This is a genomic window from Thermosynechococcus sp. PKX82, from assembly GCF_031583255.1.
In the GTDB taxonomy this organism is placed as follows: Bacteria; Cyanobacteriota; Cyanobacteriia; order Thermosynechococcales; family Thermosynechococcaceae; genus Thermosynechococcus.
Map to the genome: position 1 here is coordinate 2485714 of NZ_CP134169.1, position 21119 is coordinate 2506832.

The 21119-nt window shown below is 53.9% G+C and carries 24 protein-coding genes; 9 read left to right on the forward strand and 15 right to left on the reverse strand.

The genetic code is table 11. The features are described from left to right. Positions 1-355: 355 nt before the first annotated feature. A complete protein-coding gene (locus RHH53_RS12255; RefSeq protein ID WP_310438607.1) occupies positions 356-967 on the forward strand; it encodes a cation diffusion facilitator family transporter in 612 nt (203 codons plus the stop codon). A 29-nt stretch (positions 968-996) separates the two neighbouring features. Further along, on the forward strand, positions 997-1650 hold the full coding sequence (gene hisH, locus RHH53_RS12260; protein ID WP_310743858.1) for an imidazole glycerol phosphate synthase subunit HisH: 654 nt from the start codon (positions 997-999) through the stop codon (positions 1648-1650). 49 nt (positions 1651-1699) lie between these two features. Here hisH and RHH53_RS13255 read toward each other — a convergent pair whose 3' ends face one another. From RHH53_RS13255 to RHH53_RS12300, 9 genes are all read right to left on the reverse strand, one after another. After that, a complete protein-coding gene (locus RHH53_RS13255; protein WP_399373406.1) occupies positions 1700-1792 on the reverse strand; it encodes an IS630 transposase-related protein in 93 nt (30 codons plus the stop codon). A gap of 160 nt (positions 1793-1952) precedes the next feature. Then, positions 1953-2378, reverse strand: a complete 426-nt coding sequence (locus tag RHH53_RS12265) for a DUF2887 domain-containing protein (protein ID WP_310743859.1) — start codon at positions 2376-2378, stop codon at positions 1953-1955. Positions 2379-2455: 77 nt separating this feature from the next. Beyond that, positions 2456-3115 (reverse strand): Na(+)/H(+) antiporter subunit B, encoded by a 660-nt coding sequence (locus RHH53_RS12270; protein ID WP_302678425.1) that lies wholly within the window; start codon positions 3113-3115, stop codon positions 2456-2458. Then, positions 3112-3642, reverse strand: a complete 531-nt coding sequence (locus RHH53_RS12275) for a DUF4040 domain-containing protein (protein ID WP_302678426.1) — start codon at positions 3640-3642, stop codon at positions 3112-3114. Before RHH53_RS12275 ends, RHH53_RS12270 begins: the two co-directional genes overlap by 4 nt. After that, positions 3635-3913: a monovalent cation/H(+) antiporter subunit G gene (locus tag RHH53_RS12280; RefSeq protein WP_181496944.1), complete on the reverse strand. Its 279-nt coding sequence runs from the start codon at positions 3911-3913 to the stop codon at positions 3635-3637. The genes RHH53_RS12275 and RHH53_RS12280 overlap by 8 nt, the downstream gene beginning before the upstream one ends. A gap of 14 nt (positions 3914-3927) precedes the next feature. After that, positions 3928-4188, reverse strand: a complete 261-nt coding sequence (locus RHH53_RS12285; RefSeq protein ID WP_181495024.1) for a hypothetical protein — start codon at positions 4186-4188, stop codon at positions 3928-3930. After that, a complete protein-coding gene (locus RHH53_RS12290) occupies positions 4185-4574 on the reverse strand; it encodes a Na+/H+ antiporter subunit E (RefSeq protein WP_206200391.1) in 390 nt (129 codons plus the stop codon). Before RHH53_RS12290 ends, RHH53_RS12285 begins: the two co-directional genes overlap by 4 nt. After that, positions 4571-5995 carry a cation:proton antiporter gene (locus RHH53_RS12295; protein WP_310453776.1) on the reverse strand — a complete coding sequence of 475 codons (1425 nt, stop codon included), beginning with the start codon at positions 5993-5995 and terminating at the stop codon, positions 4571-4573. Before RHH53_RS12295 ends, RHH53_RS12290 begins: the two co-directional genes overlap by 4 nt. A 9-nt stretch (positions 5996-6004) precedes the next feature. Continuing rightward, positions 6005-6346 (reverse strand): cation:proton antiporter subunit C, encoded by a 342-nt coding sequence (locus tag RHH53_RS12300; RefSeq protein WP_149819866.1) that lies wholly within the window; start codon positions 6344-6346, stop codon positions 6005-6007. Between the two features lie 312 nt (positions 6347-6658). Between RHH53_RS12300 and RHH53_RS12305 the strand changes: the two genes are divergently transcribed. The 5 genes from RHH53_RS12305 to RHH53_RS12325 all read left to right on the forward strand — a co-directional run bounded on the left by RHH53_RS12305 (position 6659) and on the right by RHH53_RS12325 (position 12000). Then, positions 6659-8260, forward strand: coding sequence for an NAD(P)H-quinone oxidoreductase subunit 4 (locus RHH53_RS12305; RefSeq protein WP_310438608.1), 1602 nt, complete (start codon positions 6659-6661; stop codon positions 8258-8260). 127 nt (positions 8261-8387) lie between these two features. After that, the gene (locus RHH53_RS12310) at positions 8388-8615 is read left to right on the forward strand and encodes a Calvin cycle protein CP12 (RefSeq protein WP_011057657.1); all 228 of its coding nucleotides are present in this window, start codon (positions 8388-8390) and stop codon (positions 8613-8615) included. A gap of 11 nt (positions 8616-8626) precedes the next feature. Beyond that, positions 8627-9484 (forward strand): fructosamine kinase family protein, encoded by an 858-nt coding sequence (locus RHH53_RS12315; protein ID WP_310743860.1) that lies wholly within the window; start codon positions 8627-8629, stop codon positions 9482-9484. 132 nt (positions 9485-9616) lie between these two features. Beyond that, a complete protein-coding gene (gene lepB / locus RHH53_RS12320) occupies positions 9617-10264 on the forward strand; it encodes a signal peptidase I (protein ID WP_302677389.1) in 648 nt (215 codons plus the stop codon). Then, positions 10261-12000, forward strand: coding sequence for an FAD-dependent oxidoreductase (locus RHH53_RS12325; protein ID WP_302677388.1), 1740 nt, complete (start codon positions 10261-10263; stop codon positions 11998-12000). Before lepB ends, RHH53_RS12325 begins: the two co-directional genes overlap by 4 nt. Here RHH53_RS12325 and RHH53_RS12330 read toward each other — a convergent pair. The 3 genes from RHH53_RS12330 to rpsN all read right to left on the reverse strand — a co-directional run bounded on the left by RHH53_RS12330 (position 11997) and on the right by rpsN (position 14354). Next, positions 11997-13634 carry an acetolactate synthase large subunit gene (locus RHH53_RS12330; protein ID WP_302678432.1) on the reverse strand — a complete coding sequence of 546 codons (1638 nt, stop codon included), beginning with the start codon at positions 13632-13634 and terminating at the stop codon, positions 11997-11999. The two genes, RHH53_RS12325 and RHH53_RS12330, sit on opposite strands and share 4 nt — an antisense overlap. Positions 13635-13720: 86 nt before the next feature. Further along, positions 13721-14008, reverse strand: a complete 288-nt coding sequence (locus tag RHH53_RS12335) for a 4a-hydroxytetrahydrobiopterin dehydratase (RefSeq protein ID WP_206200398.1) — start codon at positions 14006-14008, stop codon at positions 13721-13723. Between the two features lie 43 nt (positions 14009-14051). Further along, positions 14052-14354 carry a 30S ribosomal protein S14 gene (gene rpsN / locus RHH53_RS12340; protein WP_011057663.1) on the reverse strand — a complete coding sequence of 101 codons (303 nt, stop codon included), beginning with the start codon at positions 14352-14354 and terminating at the stop codon, positions 14052-14054. A gap of 98 nt (positions 14355-14452) precedes the next feature. On the opposite strand from rpsN, the gene cysS reads away from it, so the two are divergent. Together cysS and pyrE are read left to right on the forward strand one after the other, a co-directional pair. Next, entirely contained in the window at positions 14453-15919 is a 1467-nt protein-coding gene (gene cysS / locus RHH53_RS12345) for a cysteine--tRNA ligase (RefSeq protein ID WP_302678434.1), read from the forward strand. A 14-nt stretch (positions 15920-15933) separates the two neighbouring features. Then, positions 15934-16503 carry an orotate phosphoribosyltransferase gene (pyrE, locus tag RHH53_RS12350; protein ID WP_302677386.1) on the forward strand — a complete coding sequence of 190 codons (570 nt, stop codon included), beginning with the start codon at positions 15934-15936 and terminating at the stop codon, positions 16501-16503. Here the strand turns inward: pyrE and purB are convergent. From purB to RHH53_RS12365, 3 genes are read right to left on the reverse strand one after another with little or no spacing between them, the layout of a single operon-like run. After that, positions 16500-17795 (reverse strand): adenylosuccinate lyase, encoded by a 1296-nt coding sequence (gene purB, locus RHH53_RS12355; protein ID WP_206200401.1) that lies wholly within the window; start codon positions 17793-17795, stop codon positions 16500-16502. The genes pyrE and purB overlap by 4 nt on opposite strands. Before the next feature lie 52 nt (positions 17796-17847). Beyond that, positions 17848-18936, reverse strand: coding sequence for an LOG family protein (locus tag RHH53_RS12360; RefSeq protein ID WP_310743861.1), 1089 nt, complete (start codon positions 18934-18936; stop codon positions 17848-17850). A gap of 31 nt (positions 18937-18967) precedes the next feature. Further along, positions 18968-21112 carry an ATP-binding protein gene (locus RHH53_RS12365; protein ID WP_310743862.1) on the reverse strand — a complete coding sequence of 715 codons (2145 nt, stop codon included), beginning with the start codon at positions 21110-21112 and terminating at the stop codon, positions 18968-18970. Positions 21113-21119 lie beyond the last annotated feature (7 nt).

A 21119-nucleotide genomic window follows, 5' to 3' on the forward strand; every position in this document is an offset into this window, starting at 1 on the left:
TCTATGGTCAAACGATCTGATTTGAGGCAGAAATATTGAATCTTGCAACAAAAATTAACATATCAAGTGACAATCAGACCGGCTTGTCAATCAAAGTGCCAATGTTATTCCAATGTTATTATTGTATTATCGAATACCGGTTAGTACCCTAAGTAGCTGTAGCTGCTAGTTAAAGCCACTTTGCGTCAATAATTGTGACAGTTTAATTTAAAAGAATAACTCTGACCGTTGTACGGCAAGTCACATCTGCATTGACTAGCTAAACAATTGACTAGCTAAACAATTGTGCTATTCGAGGTCTGGCAACCCTATAGCTACTTCAGCCATGATATTTAGATACGTTTGGGAATAGCCCATGTCCGATTGTGGTTGCCACATCGAAGCAAGAAATGCGGCGGAGCGCAAAACCCTGCGAATTGTGCTGCTGATCAACGTGCTCATGTTTTTTGTGGAGGTGATTACTGGCGTCCTTGCCCAGTCCACTGCCTTGATTGCTGATTCTCTTGATATGCTGGCCGATGCTCTCGTCTATGGCCTCTCCCTCTATGCCGTGGGGCGATCGCTCAAGCAGAAAACCCGTGCAGCAAGTCTAAGTGGCCTGTTTCAAATAACGCTAGCCGCCCTAATTTTGCTGGATGTGATCCGTCGCTTTGTCAGCGGTAGTGCCCCAGAGGCAGATTGGATGATGGCGATCGCCCTCCTTGGGCTAGTAGCCAATACTTGCTGTCTGTATCTAATTGCCCAACATCGGCGGGGGGAGGTGCATATGCGGGCGAGCTGGATTTTTACCCAAAACGATGTCATTGCCAATGTCAGCGTGATTGGAGCAGGGGCGCTAGTGGCCGTTTTTCAGTCTCCTTATCCTGATTTGATTGTGGGGTTTGGCATCGCCAGCCTTGTGCTTTGGGGCGGGATTCGCATTATTCGGGATGCAAGGCAAGCAGGGATGAGTACCCCTGTAGAATAGGTAGGGTTACCCTTTGGGAGAGGCTTTCTGTGAGCACACCCGCGATCGCCATTATTGACTACGATATGGGCAACCTGCATTCCGTGAGTAAAGCCCTTGATGTGGTGGGGGCAATGCCCTTAGTGAGCGATCGCGCCAGTGACATTTGTGCTGCGGATGCCGTGGTTCTCCCCGGTGTCGGTGCCTTTGACCCCGCCATGACCCATCTCCACGAGCGGGAACTGGTGCCTGTCATTCAGCGGGTGATTCAGCAGGGGATGCCCTTTTTGGGGATTTGTCTGGGTCTGCAAGTCTTGTTTGAGTGCAGTGAAGAAGGCAGAGAACCCGGCCTTGGTATTTTTGCGGGGAAAGTCAAACGCTTTCAATCTGAACCCGGTCTCCCCATCCCCCACATGGGCTGGAACCAACTGACCTTGACGCAACCCGCCTGTCCCCTCTGGCAGAATTTACCGCCAACCCCTTGGGTGTATTTTGTTCACTCCTACTTTGTCGCCCCTGAGGATCCAGAGTTAGTGGCCGCCACCGTCCGTCATGGTCAGCAAACTGTCACAGCCGCGATCGCCCGCACCAATGTCTTTGCTTGTCAATTTCACCCCGAAAAGTCGGGCAAGATCGGCCTGCAACTACTGCGCAACTTTGTCACTCTCGTCAAACACCAGTATAGCCATTTTAATCAAGAATGAGATATTATCCAGTCCAATAATTCCGAATCACCTCATCACACCGTTCTTGCTAGCGCATCTGTTTTTTTCGGGTGATGCCCATCTGATTGAGGGTGTAACCAACGGTGGAAACTTGTACCCCAAATCGCTGGGCACGATCGATTAAACGGTCATCGGGATGCTTTGAGTCGCTTCACTGATTTTGCCGCCTTGCTTGATATTAGGAGACAACCCGCTCTCGTAAGTCCGAGCTATAGCTCATAAGGGAGTCAGGGGGCATGGGCTAAGCATAGAAATCAAGCCAATCAGACACTTCCCCAAGGTCAGTCCTGATAAAACCGCGTCCGCTTCAGCTCTTCAGTCGTAAACCCCAGCATCCGCAGCACCTCCTCGCGACTTAGTGTGGTGAACTTGTACAGGACAGTTGTTATGATTAACTCTATTATGGCTTGCTGCTTCAGGTCTGTTTCTGTCTGACTCCGCTGCGCAAGTAATCGATTGGGATAAATGACCACGGCTTGCCCATCAGAGAAGGTCTGGCGATACAGACGCAAATAGAGAAAGATTTTAGCAAAGAAGCGTTCGTAGAAGGTATTATCTCTTTGAAACTGGACTTCACAAAAATAGACCACTCCTGAGGGATCAGGGGGGACAAAGACACCGTTAATGCGGAAGGCGGTTTGCTTGAGTTCAACGGAGTCAAAGCGGTAGCCCCTAGGATAGTCAATTCCAAGCAGCTCAAAGAGCATCTGAGGCAGTTGGGCAAAAGTTGTTAAAAGAGGGAGTCGCGGCGCATGGGCTAGGGAATATATCACGGGAGCATGGATTAAAGCAGGCCGCGATAGCGAATAAATGTCAGCACTGCCGCCCACGACCCCAAAGCCACTTTCAGGGCAATGAGGATATTCAGCCAAGGAATCCAGCCACCACTGAGGAGCGTGCCAAACTGACCCGCCGGCAAGGCCACCCCCATCAATAGGCTGGCACCGCAGAGAATGAAAACAATCACAGAGATTTTTTCCCATCTGGCGGCATGGAAGCGACGATAGATGCTCTCTAGCCACTCTGGAGCTGAGGTAATGGCCACAAGCCCGATCGCCGTCCCGCCAGCAACGCCAGCCGCAAATCCACCCCCCGGACTCAGGTGCCCCCGCAAGGCCAACTCAATACACACAAGGGAGCAAATGGTGGCGCCAAATCTTGCCAAAACAATCGAGGGCTGATCATTAAAGCGGCTAACGTGGCCAAGGGGTTTTTCATTGCTGAGTAGATACTGTGCCCCCATGATGGCAAGAGTGAATACCACCACTTCAAAAATGGTGTCGTACAGGCGATTGCGCAAAATCACAGCCGTAACGGCATTGGGAATGCCACTCTGGTTAACAAGGGTTTCGACAATGGGAAGCGTTGGTACCGCAGGTAGGGTGGGGATCATCAGCATTTTCACCAGCAGCAGCACTGCCGCAATGCCATAGAGCCAAATCATGTCGCTGACTCCTCTTCACTGGGCAAGGGGTAATACACGAGTTCTGTGAGATTGGTGAGCTGGGGCTTGAGGATGGTGTAAAGGCGTGCTACACGGGTCATCGTTAATAATTGAGTGGTTTCTTCAGCACATAGGGCATGAATCTCGCGATCGCGGAGCGCTATTTTAAGTTGCTCAAAGGTGGGATAAATGATTAATTCAACACGCAAATGATAGGGAGCAACGGCTTCACGAATGGCTGCCAGTAAGTGATCCAAGCTATCGCTGGAGAGTGCCGAAGCTAAGATGCCCAATCGCAGCACCAAGGAAGAGCGTACTGCAACGGCGTAGAGCATAATTGAGAGCATTGTTCCCACAAGGGCTTCGGTCAGCGCCACATCGGCAGCGCCGAGAATGGCATAGAGCAGGGCCGCCACCGCACCAATAATGCCACGAATGACAAGGGCGTGGTAGGGATTCTCCTGAAACACCAGCATCAGAGCCGTTAGAGGCAAGAGTGCAGTGACAGCAATGAGCCAGCTATCCATCAGTGTCCTCCCCTTGGGAGCAGTAGGCCAAAACGTAGCCCAGAATGGTGTTCCAGAGGGCGAGGGAGATCAACGCCAAGACCAGAAGCGGCCATTCGCGGGGAATGCGCAGTAACACCCCGATCATGATCGCCATCGAACCTAAGGTATCGGAGACTGACAAAAAATGCAGTTTATACAGGGGCGATCGCCGACCCACCAGCGGCCATGTTCCCCACAGCCAAAGAAAGAGACCAAAACTAATACAGGCATAACTGATCCACTGTAAAATCACTGACCCCCTCCCTAAAGATTGGCGACATCCCGTAGTCGCCGCAGAATCTGCGCCAAGAGCATCAGGGCACCATTGCCCACACTAAGGATGATCACCCCCACAATGCCAATCATCCAATCATCCCGCTGCACCGACACCAGCAAGATCATAATGGCTGCCTTTGTGGCAATACTGGCAAAGGCCAACATCTTCGACCAGATGTGCTCCCCCTTCCAAGCAGCATAGAGGGGAATGCCCAGAATCAACAGCATGATGACTAAAAAGGCGGTCATTTTTCGGGTCTGTGCTCCACTAGTTGATGCACTTCAAACCAGCCCTCCTCGTCGTAGTGCAGCACGATCGTCTTGGGGGTGAAGGTAATCGTAAAAATATCCAGAAAAATCAGACCGGGGGCACGGGTAGGATCAACGGGTTCACGGACGATCGCTTCATGACGATGGGGACGCACCATCATTTCAATTGTCTCAAAGTAGGCACGGGGAACAGCCATCGCCACTTTTCCTAGGGTACTCAGCCACTGCCGCAGTGTTGCCACACCCCCTCGCCCTTGGGGCAGCAGGAGCGAAACCAAAATCCCAATCGCCAGATTGACCAAGCCAAAGTCCGCCGTCAGCAGTAGCCAAATCGTCAGGCGCAGGGCAAAGTTCAAATAATTCATAGCGCTAACCCCACCAAGCCAAGTAAGAGTAACAGCATCACCCCTAGAAGATGCTCTAGGCGCTCCCAAGCCCCTCGCCAAGCGGATTCCCAGCGGGAGACCCCCAAGGCCACTAGGCCACACCCCACCAAGGGCGGCAAAAAGGCGCGTAACAAACTCATGCCACTACTGTAGGCTTCCATGTAGCCGGCATTGGCCAGAAATAGCCCACCCAAGAGCACCATTGTGGCGGCACTATAGCCCATAGGGGTCTTGCTGGGATAGCGGGGCAAAAAGAGGAATTTGCTGTAAATTGTGGCGGTCAAAAAGCCAGCACCATAGAGCAGTCCCTGCTGCCACGGATCAAGGTAACTCAGGGTCAAGGCCTTAGCGGGGAATCCAGCAAGGAAGGGCACACCGACAATGCCATAACCGGCAATAATCAGGGCGATCGCCACTGGGCGCGGCAGACCCTCTTGGCGCAATTCACTAAGACGATAGTGGCACAGTTCCCCCACACTCAAAAAAAGACTGGCCTTGGCTAAGCCGTGCATCAGAGCATACAAACCCGCTGCCGGTGGGGCAATGATCACCCATCCCAGGTGGCCAAGGGTACTAAAGCTGAGCATCCGTCGTACATCATCGGCCACCAAGGCAAATATTGAGCCAAAAAAGATCGAGGCGAGGGCAAACAGCTGCACAATATCGGCAATGTTGCTATGGAGCAGACTGACGCGAGCAAGGCTAAACACCCCAGCATTTTCGACAATGCCGGCTAGGAGAGCAGCAACAATGGGAGCAGCAACGACGTTAGTTTGGGGCAACCAAAGCCCACTAATGAAAATGGCGCCCTTGGCCAACAATGCCATCAAAATCAGCGCCACAGCCTCTGGCGGTGCCTGCATCAGGGCACTAAAGGCAAAGGTATGGTTTGTCTGATAGACGAGCGCCACCCCCATTAGATAAAAGAGCATGGCCACGTTGCTCACCATCAGGTAGCGTAGGCCAATCCAGAGGGGGCGATCGCTACGGGGATAGGCAATCAACAAAAAGACAACAATCCCCAGCACCTCAATATTGACGTAGAGACTGAGGAAATCCGCTGAAATAAAGACGGTGTTGGCACAGCCGTGGAGCAGACACAGCAGCACATAGAAGAACGCTTTATAACCCTCCTGCCACGTATGTAACAGTGCTGCCAAAATGACGAGGGCATTGGTGACAATAAAGTAGCCACTGAGGGGGTCAATGCTCAGGGAAATGCCAAAGCTATCGAGTAGGACAAACGCAGTGTTGACTTGGTTAATGGTGATGCCTAAGCCGACACAGAGGGAAACAAGGGCGATCGCCAGCGGCAGACCCCGCGCTAAGGGGGGCAATAAGTAAAGCGTTAAACCCGCCACAAAGGGCAACAAAATCCAAGCGATCGCCAGCGCCGTCATTGCCGCTCCCTACAGGTACTTTTGATCAATTTCTGGGGTTTCCAACGTCGGGTTATCCCGCGCTAGCTTCATTGCTGCCACCAGCATCAGCGTTTGAATCGAAAGGCCAATCACGATCGCGGTTAAAATCACGGCTTGGGGTACGGGGTCGGCATAGGCAGCATCAAAGGCTCCGCCACGGGCAATGGGCGTGACCAGACCACTGTGGGTGGCAATGACCACAAACAAAGCCACTACGCCGGTGCTCATGACATCCATCGTCACAATCTTCATTAGCAGGTTTTTCTTGACGATCGTTGCTAGAAACCCGACGAGGATAGTGACAAAAACACTGGCTTCCAAGAAAATCATGAGACCCCACCCCCAGACACTCTGGTATTTAGAACAAACTGTAACATTCTGCTTTGCCGTTACACCTTGCCTGTTGCTATAAAACTGCACTGCCGCAACCAACGGTGAGGAACCTTAAGCCCGTCAACCCCCATCTTAACTTTATTCAGATCAATATTAATTCTTTATAGAATAGATTTTTGTCAATAGAAGTGCCACAAACTTTATAATTTAGAAAAATGCTTAACAATTTGCAACATTTGGCAAATAGGTATATATTCTTATTCAGATGCGTGAACAGAGTACTGGACTCGTCCCTTGGGGGGTTGTCTGATGAATGTCCAATTTCCTTGGCTGACTGTACTGACACTGCTGCCTTTAGTGGCAGCCTTTTTCATTCCCGTATTGCCCGACCGTGAGGGGAAGACAGTCCGCTGGTATGCCCTAGCGATCGCCCTCCTCGAATTTGGCCTCTCGGCAATGGTTTTCTGGCAGCACTACGATGCCCAATCCGCCCAGATCCAAATGGTGGAAACCGTGCCTTGGCTGCCGCAAATCGGCCTGAACTGGTCCCTAGCGGTTGATGGCCTTGCCGTCCCCCTGATGTTGCTGACGGGTCTGGTCAACACAGTGGCAATCTTTGCGGCTTGGCAAGTAAAGCAGAAGCCGCGTTTATTTTATTTCCTGATGCTGGCGCTCTACAGTGCCCAAATTGGCGTCTTTGCCGCCCAAGACCTCATCCTCTTCTTCCTGATTTGGGAATTGGAACTGGTGCCCGTCTATCTACTCATTTCCATCTGGGGGGGAGCCAAACGCCAATACGCCGCTACAAAATTCATCCTCTACACTGCCGTTGGTTCCCTCTTTATCCTCATTGCTGGCCTCGGGATGGCCTTCTATGGGGGGGACTTTACGCTCAGCATGGCGGCCTTGGGTCTCAAGGACTATCCCTTGGCGCTGGAACTGCTGGCCTATGGTGGTTTCCTGATTGCCTTTGGTGTCAAGCTGCCGATTTTTCCGCTACACACTTGGTTACCCGATGCCCATGGTGAAGCCTCGGCGCCCGTGTCAATGGTGCTGGCAGGCGTGCTCTTGAAAATGGGGGGCTATGGCCTGATTCGCTTCAACCTGCAAATGTTGCCGGATGCCCACATCTACTTTGCCCCTGTTCTGATTGCCCTTGGGGTCGTGAATATTGTCTATGGTGCCCTGACTGCTTTTGGCCAAGAAAACCTGAAGCGGCGGCTGGCCTACTCCTCGATTTCCCACATGGGCTTTGTGCTGCTGGGCATTGGTGCCCTCAATGGCATTGGTCTCAATGGGGCGATGCTGCAAATGCTTTCCCACGGTTTGATTGCGGCTGTTCTCTTCTTCTTGGCCGGGGTGACCTACGATCGCACCCACACATTGGCCATGGCAAAAATGAGCGGGATTGCCCAATCCATGCCGAAAACCTTTGCCCTCTTTACTGCCGGCTCTATGGCTTCGCTGGCGCTGCCCGGTATGAGTGGTTTTGTCAGTGAACTGACGGTCTTTTTGGGCTTGACCAACAGTGATGCCTACTCCACGACCTTCAAAGTGGGGGTGATTTTCCTTGCCGCTGTTGGGGTGATTATTACGCCCGTCTATCTGCTCTCGATGGTGCGCCGTGTCTTTACGGGCAAACAAGCGGGCGATATGTTTGACAAACTGCTGTTGGACATCAATCCCCGTGAAACCTTCATTGCCCTGTCCCTGTTGGTGCCGATTATTGCCGTGGGGATGTATCCCAAGCTAGCCACCCAAACCTACGATGTGACCACGACAGCGATCGCTAGCCATGTCCATGCGGCTCTGCCGGCGGTAGCGCAGCACCATCTGCCCCTCTATGCCCAACTGACCCAATCCGCCCCCAGCCTAGTCAGTGAAGCAACCGTTGCCGACAGTACCCTCTAGGGGTGAGGGGTGGGAATGCACCGTCTCCAACTGGCAGTTCAGGGCATTCATTGCTAGAGTGGAGTAACGGCATTCCTGCCCTTGGGCAGATTGCATAAACTGAATACGGTGATTCAATAAAGGCTCTATGAGTAATCTCGAGAAACAAATTGAACAAGCCCGCGAGGAAGCCCACAAAATCTGTGACACCGAAGGGGCAACCTCTGGACAGTGTGCCGCCGCTTGGGATGCCCTTGAGGAACTGCAAGCGGAAGCTGCCCACCAACGCGCTGAGCAGCAAGATCACAAAACCTCCTTCCAGCAGTACTGTGATGACAACCCTGATGCTGCTGAGTGCCGCATTTACGACGACTAAGGGTTGAGGGTGTGGGTCGCTGGCAACAGTTGTGGGATCAATTTGCCGCAGCGACGGGTCAGCGGCTCCATGGGGGTAAAGCCCTTGCGGTAGGGGGCGGCAGTATCAACACCACCTATGTGTGGCAACATCCTGAGCAAACCCTCTTTGTTAAATTCAATCGCCCTGAACGGCAGGCCATGTTTGCTGCCGAAGCCAATGCCCTGCGGGCGATCGCCAAGGTTCAAGCGATTCGCGTTCCCCTTCCCCTGCTATGGGGAGTGGTTGAGGACGCGAGTTTTTTAGTGTTGGAATACTTGCCCCTCACCAGTGCCGGAGATTGGTGGCAAATGGGGGTAGAGCTGGCACAGTTGCACCTCAAGAGCACTGGCGATCGCTATGGCTGGTCGGAGAATAACACCATTGGTGCCACTCCTCAAATCAACCCTTGGTCAGACAACTGGGGGGAGTTTTTCCGCGATGCTCGCCTGCGTTATCAGTTTGATCTGGCTCGCCGTCGGGGTGGACACTTTCCCAAGGCGGAGCAGCTCCTAGCAGCCATTCCAGAACTCCTGAACCATGAGCCAACCCCTACCCTAGTGCACGGCGATCTCTGGTCGGGAAATGCTGCCTTTTGTCGTACGGGGGAACCCGTCATTTTCGACCCCGCCAGTTACTATGGCGATCGCGAGGTGGACTTGGCCATGAGTGAACTCTTTGGTGGCTTTCCTGCGGCCTTTTATGAGGGCTACAACGCCACCTATCCCTTAGCGGCTGGCTATAGGCAACGGAAAACCATCTACAACCTGTACCACATCCTCAATCACTTCAATCTCTTTGGCGGCAGTTATGGGACTCAAGCCCAGTACATGATTGAGCAGATCCTTTAACTACAAGCTGCCCTGTGGAACAGAACGTTTGCCAAAGCACTCTAAAATCAAACAGTGCTCCCTCGCCTCACATCCCTGTAGTATCGTGGAGTGCATGGCTTCAATTTTTGAGTGTTTGCGAGATTCCTTCCTATGTCCGATGGCAAAGTGCCACCCACAAATGCTTCTACCCCTGAATCAGTGACAGCCAAGGCCGAAAAGACGACAGAACCTTGGTGGCTGGAGATGGCCAAAACCTTGGGGCTGGCTGCTCTCTTGGCTTTTGGTATTCGTACCTTTGTAGCAGAAGCGCGCTATATCCCCACCGGCTCGATGGAAGAAACCCTGCTGATTAACGATCGCCTGATTATTGAAAAGATCAGCTACTATTTCCATGCCCCTCATCGCGGCGACATTATTGTTTTCAATCCAACTCCGGCCTTGCAACAGGCAGGCTTTCGTGATGCCTTTATCAAGCGGGTGGTGGGCTTGCCTGGGGATCGCGTGGAACTCCGCCAAGGGCGCGTCTATATCAACAATCAACCCCTACCCGAACCCTATCTAGCTCCCTCGACATTGACCTCCGTCGATACCTGTGCCGGTATTCAGCCCTATCTGGCTCAACCGCAGGTGATTCCTGCCAACAGCTACTTGGTCTTGGGGGATAACCGCAATAACAGCTTTGATGGCCGCTGCTGGGGCGTGGTACCGCGCAATTACATTATTGGTCGTGCGGCGATTCGCTTTTGGCCCCCCGATCGTTGGGGGTTGATTACCGATCCCAAGGAACCGCAACAGTGAGGCAAACCCTGCGCACCGAGGTACTCGTTGTGGGTGGTGGCACAGGGGGGGTAGCTGCTGCTTTAACGGCGGCTCGCATGGGAGCGCAAACGGTGCTGGTCAGTGAAACGCCGTGGCTAGGGGGCATGCTCACCAGTGCTGGGGTGGCGGCGCCCGATGGCAATGAACTCATGGCGTGGCAAACCGGGCTGTGGGGTGAGTTTCTGCGGGCGATCGCCCAACGCCAAGTGGGGGGGCTAGATCATGCTTGGGTGAGTTTTTTTACCTTTGAGCCAAAGGTCGCCGCTGATCTTTTTGCCGAGTGGGTCAAGGCAACCCCCAACCTGACGTGGCTTGTCGGTGAACTTCCCCAAGCGGTTTTGCGCCAAGGCGATCGCGTCCTCGGGGTGGAATTGACCACCCTCACCCTCCATGCCCAAATCACGATTGACGCCACAGAACTCGGGGATCTCCTTGCCTTGGGGGAAATTCCCCATCGCTGGGGGTGGGAGTGGCAGGCAGACACCCAAGAACCCTCAGCCCCCCCAGCACCCACAGCCTTGACTCAAACCTATCCCGTTCAAGCCCCCACATGGATTGTCGTTTTACAGGACTACGGTGAGGGTGCCACTGCCCCAGAGATTCCCCCTTCTCCCCTTTGGGATGAGCACAAGTTTAACGGTGCTTGGGCAGGCTATGACCCGCTGCACTTTCTCAACTATGGCCGCCTGCCGGGAAACCGCTTTATCCTCAACTGGCCGCAGCAGGGGAATGACTATGGGGTGGGTCTGGAACGGCTGATTGGCTCTGCCCAAGAGCGACAGGCCTTTTGCCAAGAGGCACGCTGGCACGCCCAAGATTTTGCCCGTTATGTGCAGCAACAGTTGGGTCGCCGCTATGGCTTAGCGGAAGAGACGTTTCCCCAACTCCCTGACCAACTGGGGGGCGGTGCCTATGCCCTCCATCCCTATTACCGCGAAAGTCGGCGCCTGATGGGTGTCACCACAATTCACGAGCAGGATATTCTCCCCACTGCGCCACCACCCGTTGATGCCCAAGGTCACTACACGGGCATTGCCATCGGCAACTATCCGAACGATCACCACTATCCGGGCATGGAACTCCCCCTTGTCCCTAAGTCCATCCGTTGGGGCGGTCGTTGGACGGGGACGCCCTTCGTGATTCCCTATACGTCGTTGATTCCCCAGACGGTAGAGGGCTTTCTAGTGGCAGAGAAAAATATCTCGGTGACCCATATTGCCAATGGTGCCACTCGCTTGCAACCGCTGGTAATGGGCATTGGACAGGGGGCAGGGTGGTTAGCCGCCACAGCCATTCGCCAAGGGAAATCGCTGCACCAACTGGTGGGCACCCTTGATCTGAAGCCCCTGATTCAGGAGTGCCGACAGGCAATCTTTCCCTTCTTTAACCTGCCGCCGCAACATCCCGAATGGGAAGCTTGGCAACTCCAGACACTCAATACATTTGATCCCACAGTTCCCCTACCGCCGACGGTGGCGATCGCCCAACCGACACCCATGATCGTGAGCGCCGGCATGCAAACGGTTAGCGGCGAATTTGTGAAACTAGGGGAACAGGCGTATCAACTCCGCACGGATCAGTGGTCTTGGCCTTTGGTAACACTCCACCCCACCGTCAACGAGCAACTGCAAACCTATCAAAGTGGGCAGCGAATCACAGTAACGGGGTTTATGAACCCCTACGCCCCTTGGATTCGGGTGGCGTGCGTGGCCTAAGTTTCGCAGCTTAGCTCCCCAAGGCGTTGATTAAAACGCAGATTCTCACTGTAGTCCACGGGGACATCAATAATGCTGGGCACAGACTGCGCAAGGGTAGTTTTCAACGTTGGGATAAAATCAGCGGTGGCTTCAATGCGATACCCCTTGAGTCCCATGCTCTCGGCCAACTTGACAAAGTCTGGGTTACCAAAGTGGACATAGGCAGATTCACCAAAGTAGCGCTGCTGCTTCCACTCGATGAGGCCATAGCCGCCGTCATTAAAGACGATGGTTGTAAAGTTGGTTCCTATGCGCAGCGCGGTTTCCAGTTCTTGGCAATTCATCATGAAGCCGCCATCGCCGGTGACTGCCACCACATGCCGCTGCGGATAGACTAATTTCGCCGCTATTGCCCCTGGTACGGCAATCCCCATTGCGGCAAAGCCATTGGAAATCAGGCAGGTATTGGGGCGATCGCAATGGTAGTGACGGGCAATCCACATCTTGTGGGCACCCACATCAGAAATGACGATATCCTCTGGCCCCATGACTTGACGCAGGTCGTAGATGAGCTTTTGCGGCTTGACGGGAAAACTCTCATCTTGGGCATATTGGCAGTAGTCCGCCACAATGTCTTGGCGCAGTTGCACGGCATAGGGGGTGGGCTTATCTTGGCGATCGGCCCGCTTGAGAATTTCATAGAGGGAATCAGAAATATCTCCCACCACCTCAATCACAGGAATATAGCTGCTGTCAATTTCGGCATGGGTGGCCGCAATATGGATAATGGGCAAGCGGCCATCGGGGTTCCAGCTTTTCGGGGAATACTCAATCAAGTCATAGCCAACGGCAATCACTAAGTCAGCATGATCAAAGCCGCAGCTAATGTAATCCCGCTGCTGGAGTCCCACCGTCCACAGGGCAAGGGAGTGCTGATAGGGAATGACCCCTTTACCCATGAAGGTATTGGCCACGGGGATATTCAGCTTTTCGGCAAAATGGGTGAGGGCAGCGGCAGCGTGGGCACGAATAGCGCCATTCCCCACTAAGATCAGGGGGTTCTCAGCAGCATTGATCAGTTCAGCGGCCTTGAGAATGCTCTGGAACGAGGCATAGGTTTTTTCGGGCGGGCTAGGCTTGAGGGGATAGCCCTCAGCTTCCATGGCGGCAATGTTTTCGGGCACATCAATGTGAACCGCCCCTGGCTTTTCATTCTGGGCAATCTTAAAGGCCTTGCGGACAATTTCTGGCGTAATGCTGGGGCGGACAATCTGGGCATTCCATTTGGTTACCGGGCTAAACATGGCCACCAAGTCTAGATATTGGTGGGACTCGATGTGCATGCGATCGGTGCCTACCTGCCCTGTAATGGCCACAAGAGGAGCACCATCGAGGTTAGCATCGGCAACACCGGTCATTAAATTCGTAGCACCGGGACCGAGAGTAGAAAGACACACCCCCGCTTTGCCGGTGAGACGACCATAGACATCGGCCATAAAGGCCGCCCCTTGTTCATGGCGGGTGGTGATAAATTGAATGGGGGAGCGACGCAGCGCTTGCAGGACATCAAGATTTTCTTCCCCCGGCAGACCAAAAATGTATTCTACGCCTTCATTTTCAAGGCATTTCACGAGTAATTCGGCGGTATTCATAAGGATGGGCGATCGCGGGCACTACTCCCTATCGTAGTTCTGTCTTTTTCGCCCAATCCTTAAATATTGGCAAATGCTGACGAAAGTTATGCCGCGGCCAGATCGGAGATCACCTTGGCCAGATCAATGTCCTTTTGGGTAATGCCGCCGGCATCATGCGTCGTAAGGCAGACCGTCACCCGATTCCAAGAAATGGATAAATCAGGGTGATGTCCAGCTTGCTCAGCGGGATCCACCAGACGATTGACAAAGGCAATGGAGCCAAGAAAATCCTTGAAAACAAATGTTTGCTCAAGGCGATCGCCCGCCAATTTCCAGCCCGCTAGGTTTGCTAGTTGTGCCTCAATATCGGCTGGAGAGAGTCGCTCTGCCATGGTTGTGCCTCAACCCTATTAGCTCTAGGGTAGCAGAGGCAATTTACCAACTGGACTTGACCACTCCCGGCAGCAACCCTTGGTGAGCCATTTCCCGCAGGGCATTGCGGCAGAGGCCAAAATCACGATAATAACCACGAGGACGACCTGTCAACCAGCAGCGATTCCGTAGCCGCGAAGGGGCACTATTGCGGGGCAACCGTTGCAGTTGACGATGGATGCTCATGATCTCTTCTTGGGTTTCGGCGCTGGCCAGTTGAGCCTTGAGTTCTTGGCGTTTGCTGGCGTATTTAGCAACAAGCCGTTGCCGCTTTTTTTCCCGTTCGATCATGCTTTTTTTGGCCATGGGGGTGTGTTTGTCCTCGATAATGATGAATTTGGTATCCTATATCCTATCAAAGAGCGATTTGCTGCTGCAACTGTTGATCCTTGCGGGGTGTTTCTGTGCCCTTACATCTGTACAACACACTGTCTCGCCGCCTTGAACCCTTCTCGCCCCTGCACCCAGAGCGGGTGACGATCTATGCCTGTGGTGTCACGGTGTATGACTACTGCCACTTGGGGCACGCCCGTTCCTATGTGGCTTGGGATGTGCTGCGCCGCTATCTCACGTTCTTGGGCTACGTGGTGCACTATGTGCAAAATTTTACCGATATTGATGACAAGATTTTGCGCCGCGCCCATGAAAACGGCGAGACGATGGCCACAGTGAGCGATCGCTACATTGCCGCCTACCACGAGGACATGGCGGCCTTGAATATCCTACCTGCCACTGCTTATCCCCGCGCGACAGAGGTGATTCCAGAAATTATTCACCTCATTCAAGGGCTACTGGATCGCGGCTATGCCTATGTGGCCGGCGGGGATGTTTACTATGCCGTGGCACAATTTCCCAGCTATGGCAAGCTTTCCGGGCGCCAGCTTGAGCAACTCATGGCCGGTGCCAGTGGCCGCATTGAGGAAGAGGAGGAGCAGCGCAAACGCCATCCCCTTGATTTTGCCCTCTGGAAAGCCGCAAAGCCGGAGGAAATGGCTGTTTATGACCCGTGGGAAGCCCCTTGGGGTAAAGGGCGCCCCGGCTGGCACATTGAATGCTCGGCAATGGTGCGACAGGCCTTTGGGGCAACGGTGGATATTCATTGCGGTGGCATGGATTTAATTTTCCCCCACCACGAGAATGAAATTGCCCAATCGGAGGCGGTGACGCAACAGCCCCTAGCCCGATTTTGGCTCCACAACGGCTTTGTTACCGTCAACACAGAGAAAATGTCCAAGTCCTTGGGGAATTTCACAACCATTCGTGATCTGCTGGCTCAGGGGGTGGATGCCATGGCCTTGCGCCTGTTGGTTTTGCAGGCTCAGTACCGCAAACCCTTGGACTTTACGCCAGAGGCACTGACCGCCGCTGCCAAGGGCTGGCAAACCCTGAAGGAGGCGCTACAGCTCAATCGGCAGCTCTCCCTGCCCGTCATTGATCCAGAGGGGGTCAAAGCTCACCCCAGTACCCAAGCCTTTTGTCAAGCTATGGATGAGGACTTGAACACCGCAGCAGCTCTAGCGGTCATCTTTGAACTGGCCAAAGTCCTGAATCGTGAGCAGCATCGCTATCTCCACGGGGGAGACTGGGGGCGATCGCCCGCTGAAATCAGCCGCGACTGGCACACCCTAGTCACTCTTGCTCAGGTTTTGGGTCTAGAGGCAAAAGCAGAGGCACAAGCTGCGTCAACGGTTGGCCTAACCGATGAGGAGATTCGAGAGTTAATTGCTGCTCGCACCGCTGCCCGCCAAGCCAAGAACTATGCGGAGAGCGATCGCCTGCGGGATCTCCTTTTGGCTCAAGGGGTCAAACTCGTGGATCAAAAGGACGGCACCACCCATTGGTTTCGCGTGCCCGCTGGCTCAACCCCCTAACTGTGGAGAACACTATGCACGATTCCCTTGCTGACCTGCGTCAGGAACTCTTGGCGCTTCTGTGCCGCGATGCCTACCGTGCCGGCGAGTTTATCCTTTCCTCTGGCCAAAAAAGCCACTACTACATCAACTGCAAACCTGTGACCCTATCAGCGCGGGGCGCTTACCTTGTGGGGCGGCTCTTCTTGGCGCAGTTAGCCCCTGAAGCGGTGGCGGTGGCGGGTCTCACCCTTGGGGCGGATCCCTTGGTGGTGGCAGTGAGCGTGCTCTCCAATGTGCACGGGCAGGATCGGGCAGCGCTGATTGTGCGCAAGGAAGCCAAAGGCCACGGCACGATGAGCTTTATTGAAGGTCCCCCCTTGCCCCAAGGGGCGGTGGTCACGGTGCTTGAGGATGTGATCACGACGGGGGGGTCTGCCCTCAAGGCGGTGCTGCGGCTCCAAGAGGCAGGCTATGTGGTCAATGAGGTTCTGGCCATTGTCGATCGCCAAGCGGGCGGGGAAGCTGCCTTTGCCGCTCAAGGAATACCCCTGCGATCGCTCTTTCGGATTAGCGACCTCGAAGCCTACCTCAATGCGGTCTAAATTCCCAACCGCTGGTAAATTTCCTCGAGGTACTTGAGGTGATGTTCAGGGTTAAAGCAGGCCTCGAGTTCCTCTGGTGTCAGGTAGCGCTGAATCTCTGGATCCCCTTTGAGGTTGGCAGCAAAGTCACCGTTGGGTTGATTCCACGCGGCATGGGCATGTTTTTGCACCAAGGCATAGGCAGCTTCGCGACTCAGCCCCTTCTCCACCAGCGCCAAGAGCACCCGCTGACTAAAGATGACACCGCCGTAGCAGTTCATATTGCGGCGCATATTTTCGGGATAGACCTGCAGCGTCTGCACCAAGTCAGTCATTTCCACCAGCATAAAGTGGCTGAGAATCGAGCTATCGGGCAAAATCACCCGTTCCACCGCACTGTGGGAAATATCCCGCTCATGCCAGAGGGCAACATTTTCAAGGGCAGCCAAAGCATTCCCCCGCAGCACCCGCGCTAGACCGGTCAGTCGTTCGGAACGAATGGGATTGCGTTTGTGGGGCATCGCAGAGGAGCCTTTTTGTCCCTTCGAGAAGAATTCCTCGACTTCAAGGACATCGGTGCGCTGAAGATTGCGAATCTCAACAGCAAAGCGCTCGAGGCTGGCTCCCAAGAGGGCAAGGGTTTGGGCATAGTCGGCATGGCGATCGCGGGAAATCACCTGTGTTGAAGCGGTATCGGGTTGGAGACCGAGTTTTTGGCAGGCGATCGCCTCCACCCGCGGATCCACATTGGCATAGGTGCCCACTGCCCCCGAAATTTTGCCTACGGCCACGGTGCGCTGCAATTGGCACAGGCGATCGCGATGGCGCAGCAATTCCGCCAGCCAACCCGCGAGTTTGAACCCAAAGGTAATGGGTTCGGCATGAATCCCATGACTGCGTCCCACCATCACCGTATAGCGATGTTCTTGGGCACGGTGGCGTACTGCCTGAATGAGCTGCTCCAACTGCTCTTGAATCAGCGTCAGACTGGCCACCAATTGCAGGGCTAAACCGGTGTCGAGGACATCGGAACTGGTCAAGCCAAGGTGAATATAGCGGCCGGCATCGCCAACATGTTCGTTGACATTGGTGAGGAAGGCAATGACATCGTGCTTTACCTCTGCCTCAATTTCCAGCACCCGTTGGGGGTCAAACTTGGCCTTGGCTTTGATTTCAGCGACGGCGTCAGCAGGAATATGTCCCAGTTCGGCTTGGGCTTCGCAGACCGCAATCTCAACATCGAGCCATGTTTTTAATTTGTAGGCATCCGTCCAGAGATTCCCCATTGGGGCAAGGGTATAGCGTTCGATCATGGGCGTATGTATCTCTAAGGGTGATCAAAAACGGTCATCTGGGGGCGATCGCCTATTTGCGTTCGGGATGGCAGGTGGTTGCCGCCGTGGCAAAGCTATTGAGGCGGTAAATCAGTTGGTACAGACGGCCGTAGTCCCGCTGGTTAAAGTGCAAGATCAAGCGCGGCAGGTGGAGGGTGTGGGTCAAGGCGGGGCGGTTGATGGGTTGCTCGTCTTCCACTTCCCGTGGCAGCGGTTCAGTGCGTTCAATCTGACCCGCCACAAGAATGTCCTGAAAATCGCGATTGAGTTCTGCAAGGGCGGCATCACTAATGTCTTGGTTCAACCGCAGCACGAGGCGATCGCCCACGTAGCGGCTGGAGTGATAAACCCGGTAAAAGCCACTGAGGTAAGCCAACCCCTCCTCAACACTGGTGCAAATGCGGTAGAGTTCCTGATCTTCACGGTTAATTAGTCCCTTGGCTGCCAGTTCTTCACGAATAAATCGATCCCAATGCTGCCAGTAGGTGCCGCCGGGAATGTCCATCAAGACCAAGGGTTTAGGGGGGGCTTTGCCCGTTTGACAGAGAGTCAAGCATTCAAAGGCTTCATCTTGGGTGCCAAAGCCACCGGGAAATACAGCAATGGCATCGGTTTCCTTGAGCAAAAAGAGCTTGCGCGTAAAGAAGTACTTGAAGTGAATCAGACGCGGATCCCCTTCAATATAGGGGTTAGCCCCCTGCTCAAAGGGGAGTTCAATGTTCAGGCCAAAGGACTTATTGGAGCCTGCCCCTTTGTTGCCAGCCTCCATGATGCCACCCCCGGCACCGGTGATAATCATAAACCCCGTGGCACTCGCCGCTTGGGCAAAGGCCACCGCCATTTCATAGACTGGCGCCGTGGAGGGAGTGCGTGCCGATCCAAAGATCGAAATTTTGCGGGTATGGCGATAGGGGGCAAAGACCCGCAGGGCTTGGTGCATATCCCGCAGGCAGGAACGCAGAATCTTCCAATCTAGTCGTTCCAGTTCCTCATTGGCAATATCCAGAAAAAGTTGCAGGGCTTGGTAAATCACGTCGCCGTGGGGCACCCTATCCAAGCGACGAATTAACTGTTCAAGGTCTTGCTGTAGGCTACTTAAAGCGACTCGCGAAAGGGTCATGGCACCCTAAGAACGTTAGCACCCTATTTTATCAGGCAGCGGGATCACCTGATGCAGTGGGTAGGCTGAGGGTAAAGGTGGTAATGCCCGCTTCACTGTCGGCGCTAATTTCACCCTGCAATTGCTCCACGAGTTTTTGGGTGAGGGCAAGGCCTAAACCCGTTCCCCCCTGTTGCCACGGATCGGCATTGGGAATGCGATAAAACTTTTCAAAGATGCGCGGTAGCTCCTCACTAGGAATCTCTGAGGGATTACTCACTTGAATTTGCAGGCGATCGCCCCCGATTGGATCAAAACGGACAACAATCTGTGCGCCAGCAGGGCTGTACTTACAGGCATTGTTGAGTAACTCTGCCAAGATGCGGGCTAAGGCATGGCGGTTGGAGAGGAGGGGCGGCAACGTGGCGGGGCGCAAAATCTCAAGGGATTGCTGCCGCTGTTGCATGCGGTTGCGGAAGGGTTCGAGCACCGAGGGCAGCCAACTGTCGAGATCAATCACCTCCTGTTGAATCTGGCTGCGCCCTGCCTCTAGGCGTTGCAGATCCAGCAAATCATTGATCAATTCCGTTTCGCGGTTGCACTCATTGGCGAGAATGTCGAGGTAGCGTTTCTGGCGATCGTCGATGGCAAATTGCTTCAGCATATAGATGGCCATTTTCATATTGGCCATGGGGGTACGCAACTCGTGGGAAACGGTACTCAAGAAATCATCCTTAATGGCATTGAGCCGCTCTAGCTCCTGCATTTTCTGTTCCAGTTCGGCAGTACGGGCGCGCACTTGGCGCTCCAAATCCGCATTGAGTTCTTGTACCTGTTGGTAAAGCTGCGCTTGGTGAATGGCGAGGGCACACTGATCGGCAATGGTTTTGACGAGGCTTAAATCTTCTGGTGTCCAAGACTTGGGCAGGGTTTGTTGCCAAAGCTGGCGATCGCTTGCCAAAACGGACGTTGCCTCACTGGGTTCCCACTCCCAATCGAGGAGCGTAATTTGGCCGAGAAGTTGGCCGAGGTAAACCAAGGGAGTAATTACCAAAGCGTTGACGTTGAAGGTTCTGAGATCTGTTTGCAGCGGCTGCGGCAAATCCGTACAACTCGCCGCCAAGACCACCTGTTCACCCTTGCTGAGGGCGGGTTCAAAGAGGGCGATCGCCTGCTGGTTGAGAGCAATCAAGTGGTTGGGTAAGCTGACAAATTGAGGACGGCTGGCATAGGTAGGGCTATTGGGCGCATGGGTTTGCGTAATCAGGCAGAGGGTCGATCCCAAGGCTTCTAGGAGTAAATCAGCGGTAATTTGCAGAACTTCCGCTGCCACCATAGTGGTACGCATGGCTTGAATGATGCGGTTAATGATGGCCTCACGGCGGGCTTGGTTGCGCAGTTGTTCCTCGGCTCGCTTGCGATCGGTGACATCCATGACATAGCTGCGGATCAGCTCACTTTCATAGATGTAGTGAATGGATTGCTCGTAGATGCGCCCTTGGTACTCCACCTCCCGCACATGCACTTTTTCTTGGGTTTGCTTCATGTAGCGTGCGAGTTCCGGCAATCCCAGCAATAGAGGATGAGTCAACTTCTGTTGCTGTAGATCTCGAAACTGTATCACTGCCGCTGGATTGAGATACGTCACCCTCCCCTCTAAATCCACTTCCAAAATTGGGTTGGGCGTCAGCTCCGGATAGGAGGCCAAGCGCACTAAGGCCGCTTCACTAAAATTCTCGATATTACCTTCACTGAGGGGGACAAGTGTTGCAAAGGGATTGGTGCTTTTGGAGAGAAATCCTAAGACATCGGTACTGCGGCAAAAATCCTGAAACTCCGTATCCGTCATGTTCGTCAAGGTCAAGTAGCGGGCACGCACATCGCCGCCAAACACAATCATGTCACCGCCACGCAAATCATGGGCAACAATCCGCTGGCCATTGACCAGAGTGCCATTCGTACTGCGCTTGCCCTGCAAATCACCATCAATGAGGCGAAAAAGATGGCTATTGGTTTCAGGACTGGTCACCCGTAGGAGAATAGCGTGCTGCCGTGACACCATCTTGGAGTGCAGGACAATTGAATTCGTTGGATCGCGACCGATGGAATAAGTGGCTGCCTCTAGCAAAATAGGTCGCCGCCCCTCACTGTCTTCGAGGACTAACAGGTGGCGGACTGCCTGCCGCTCGTGGCTCACCGTTGCC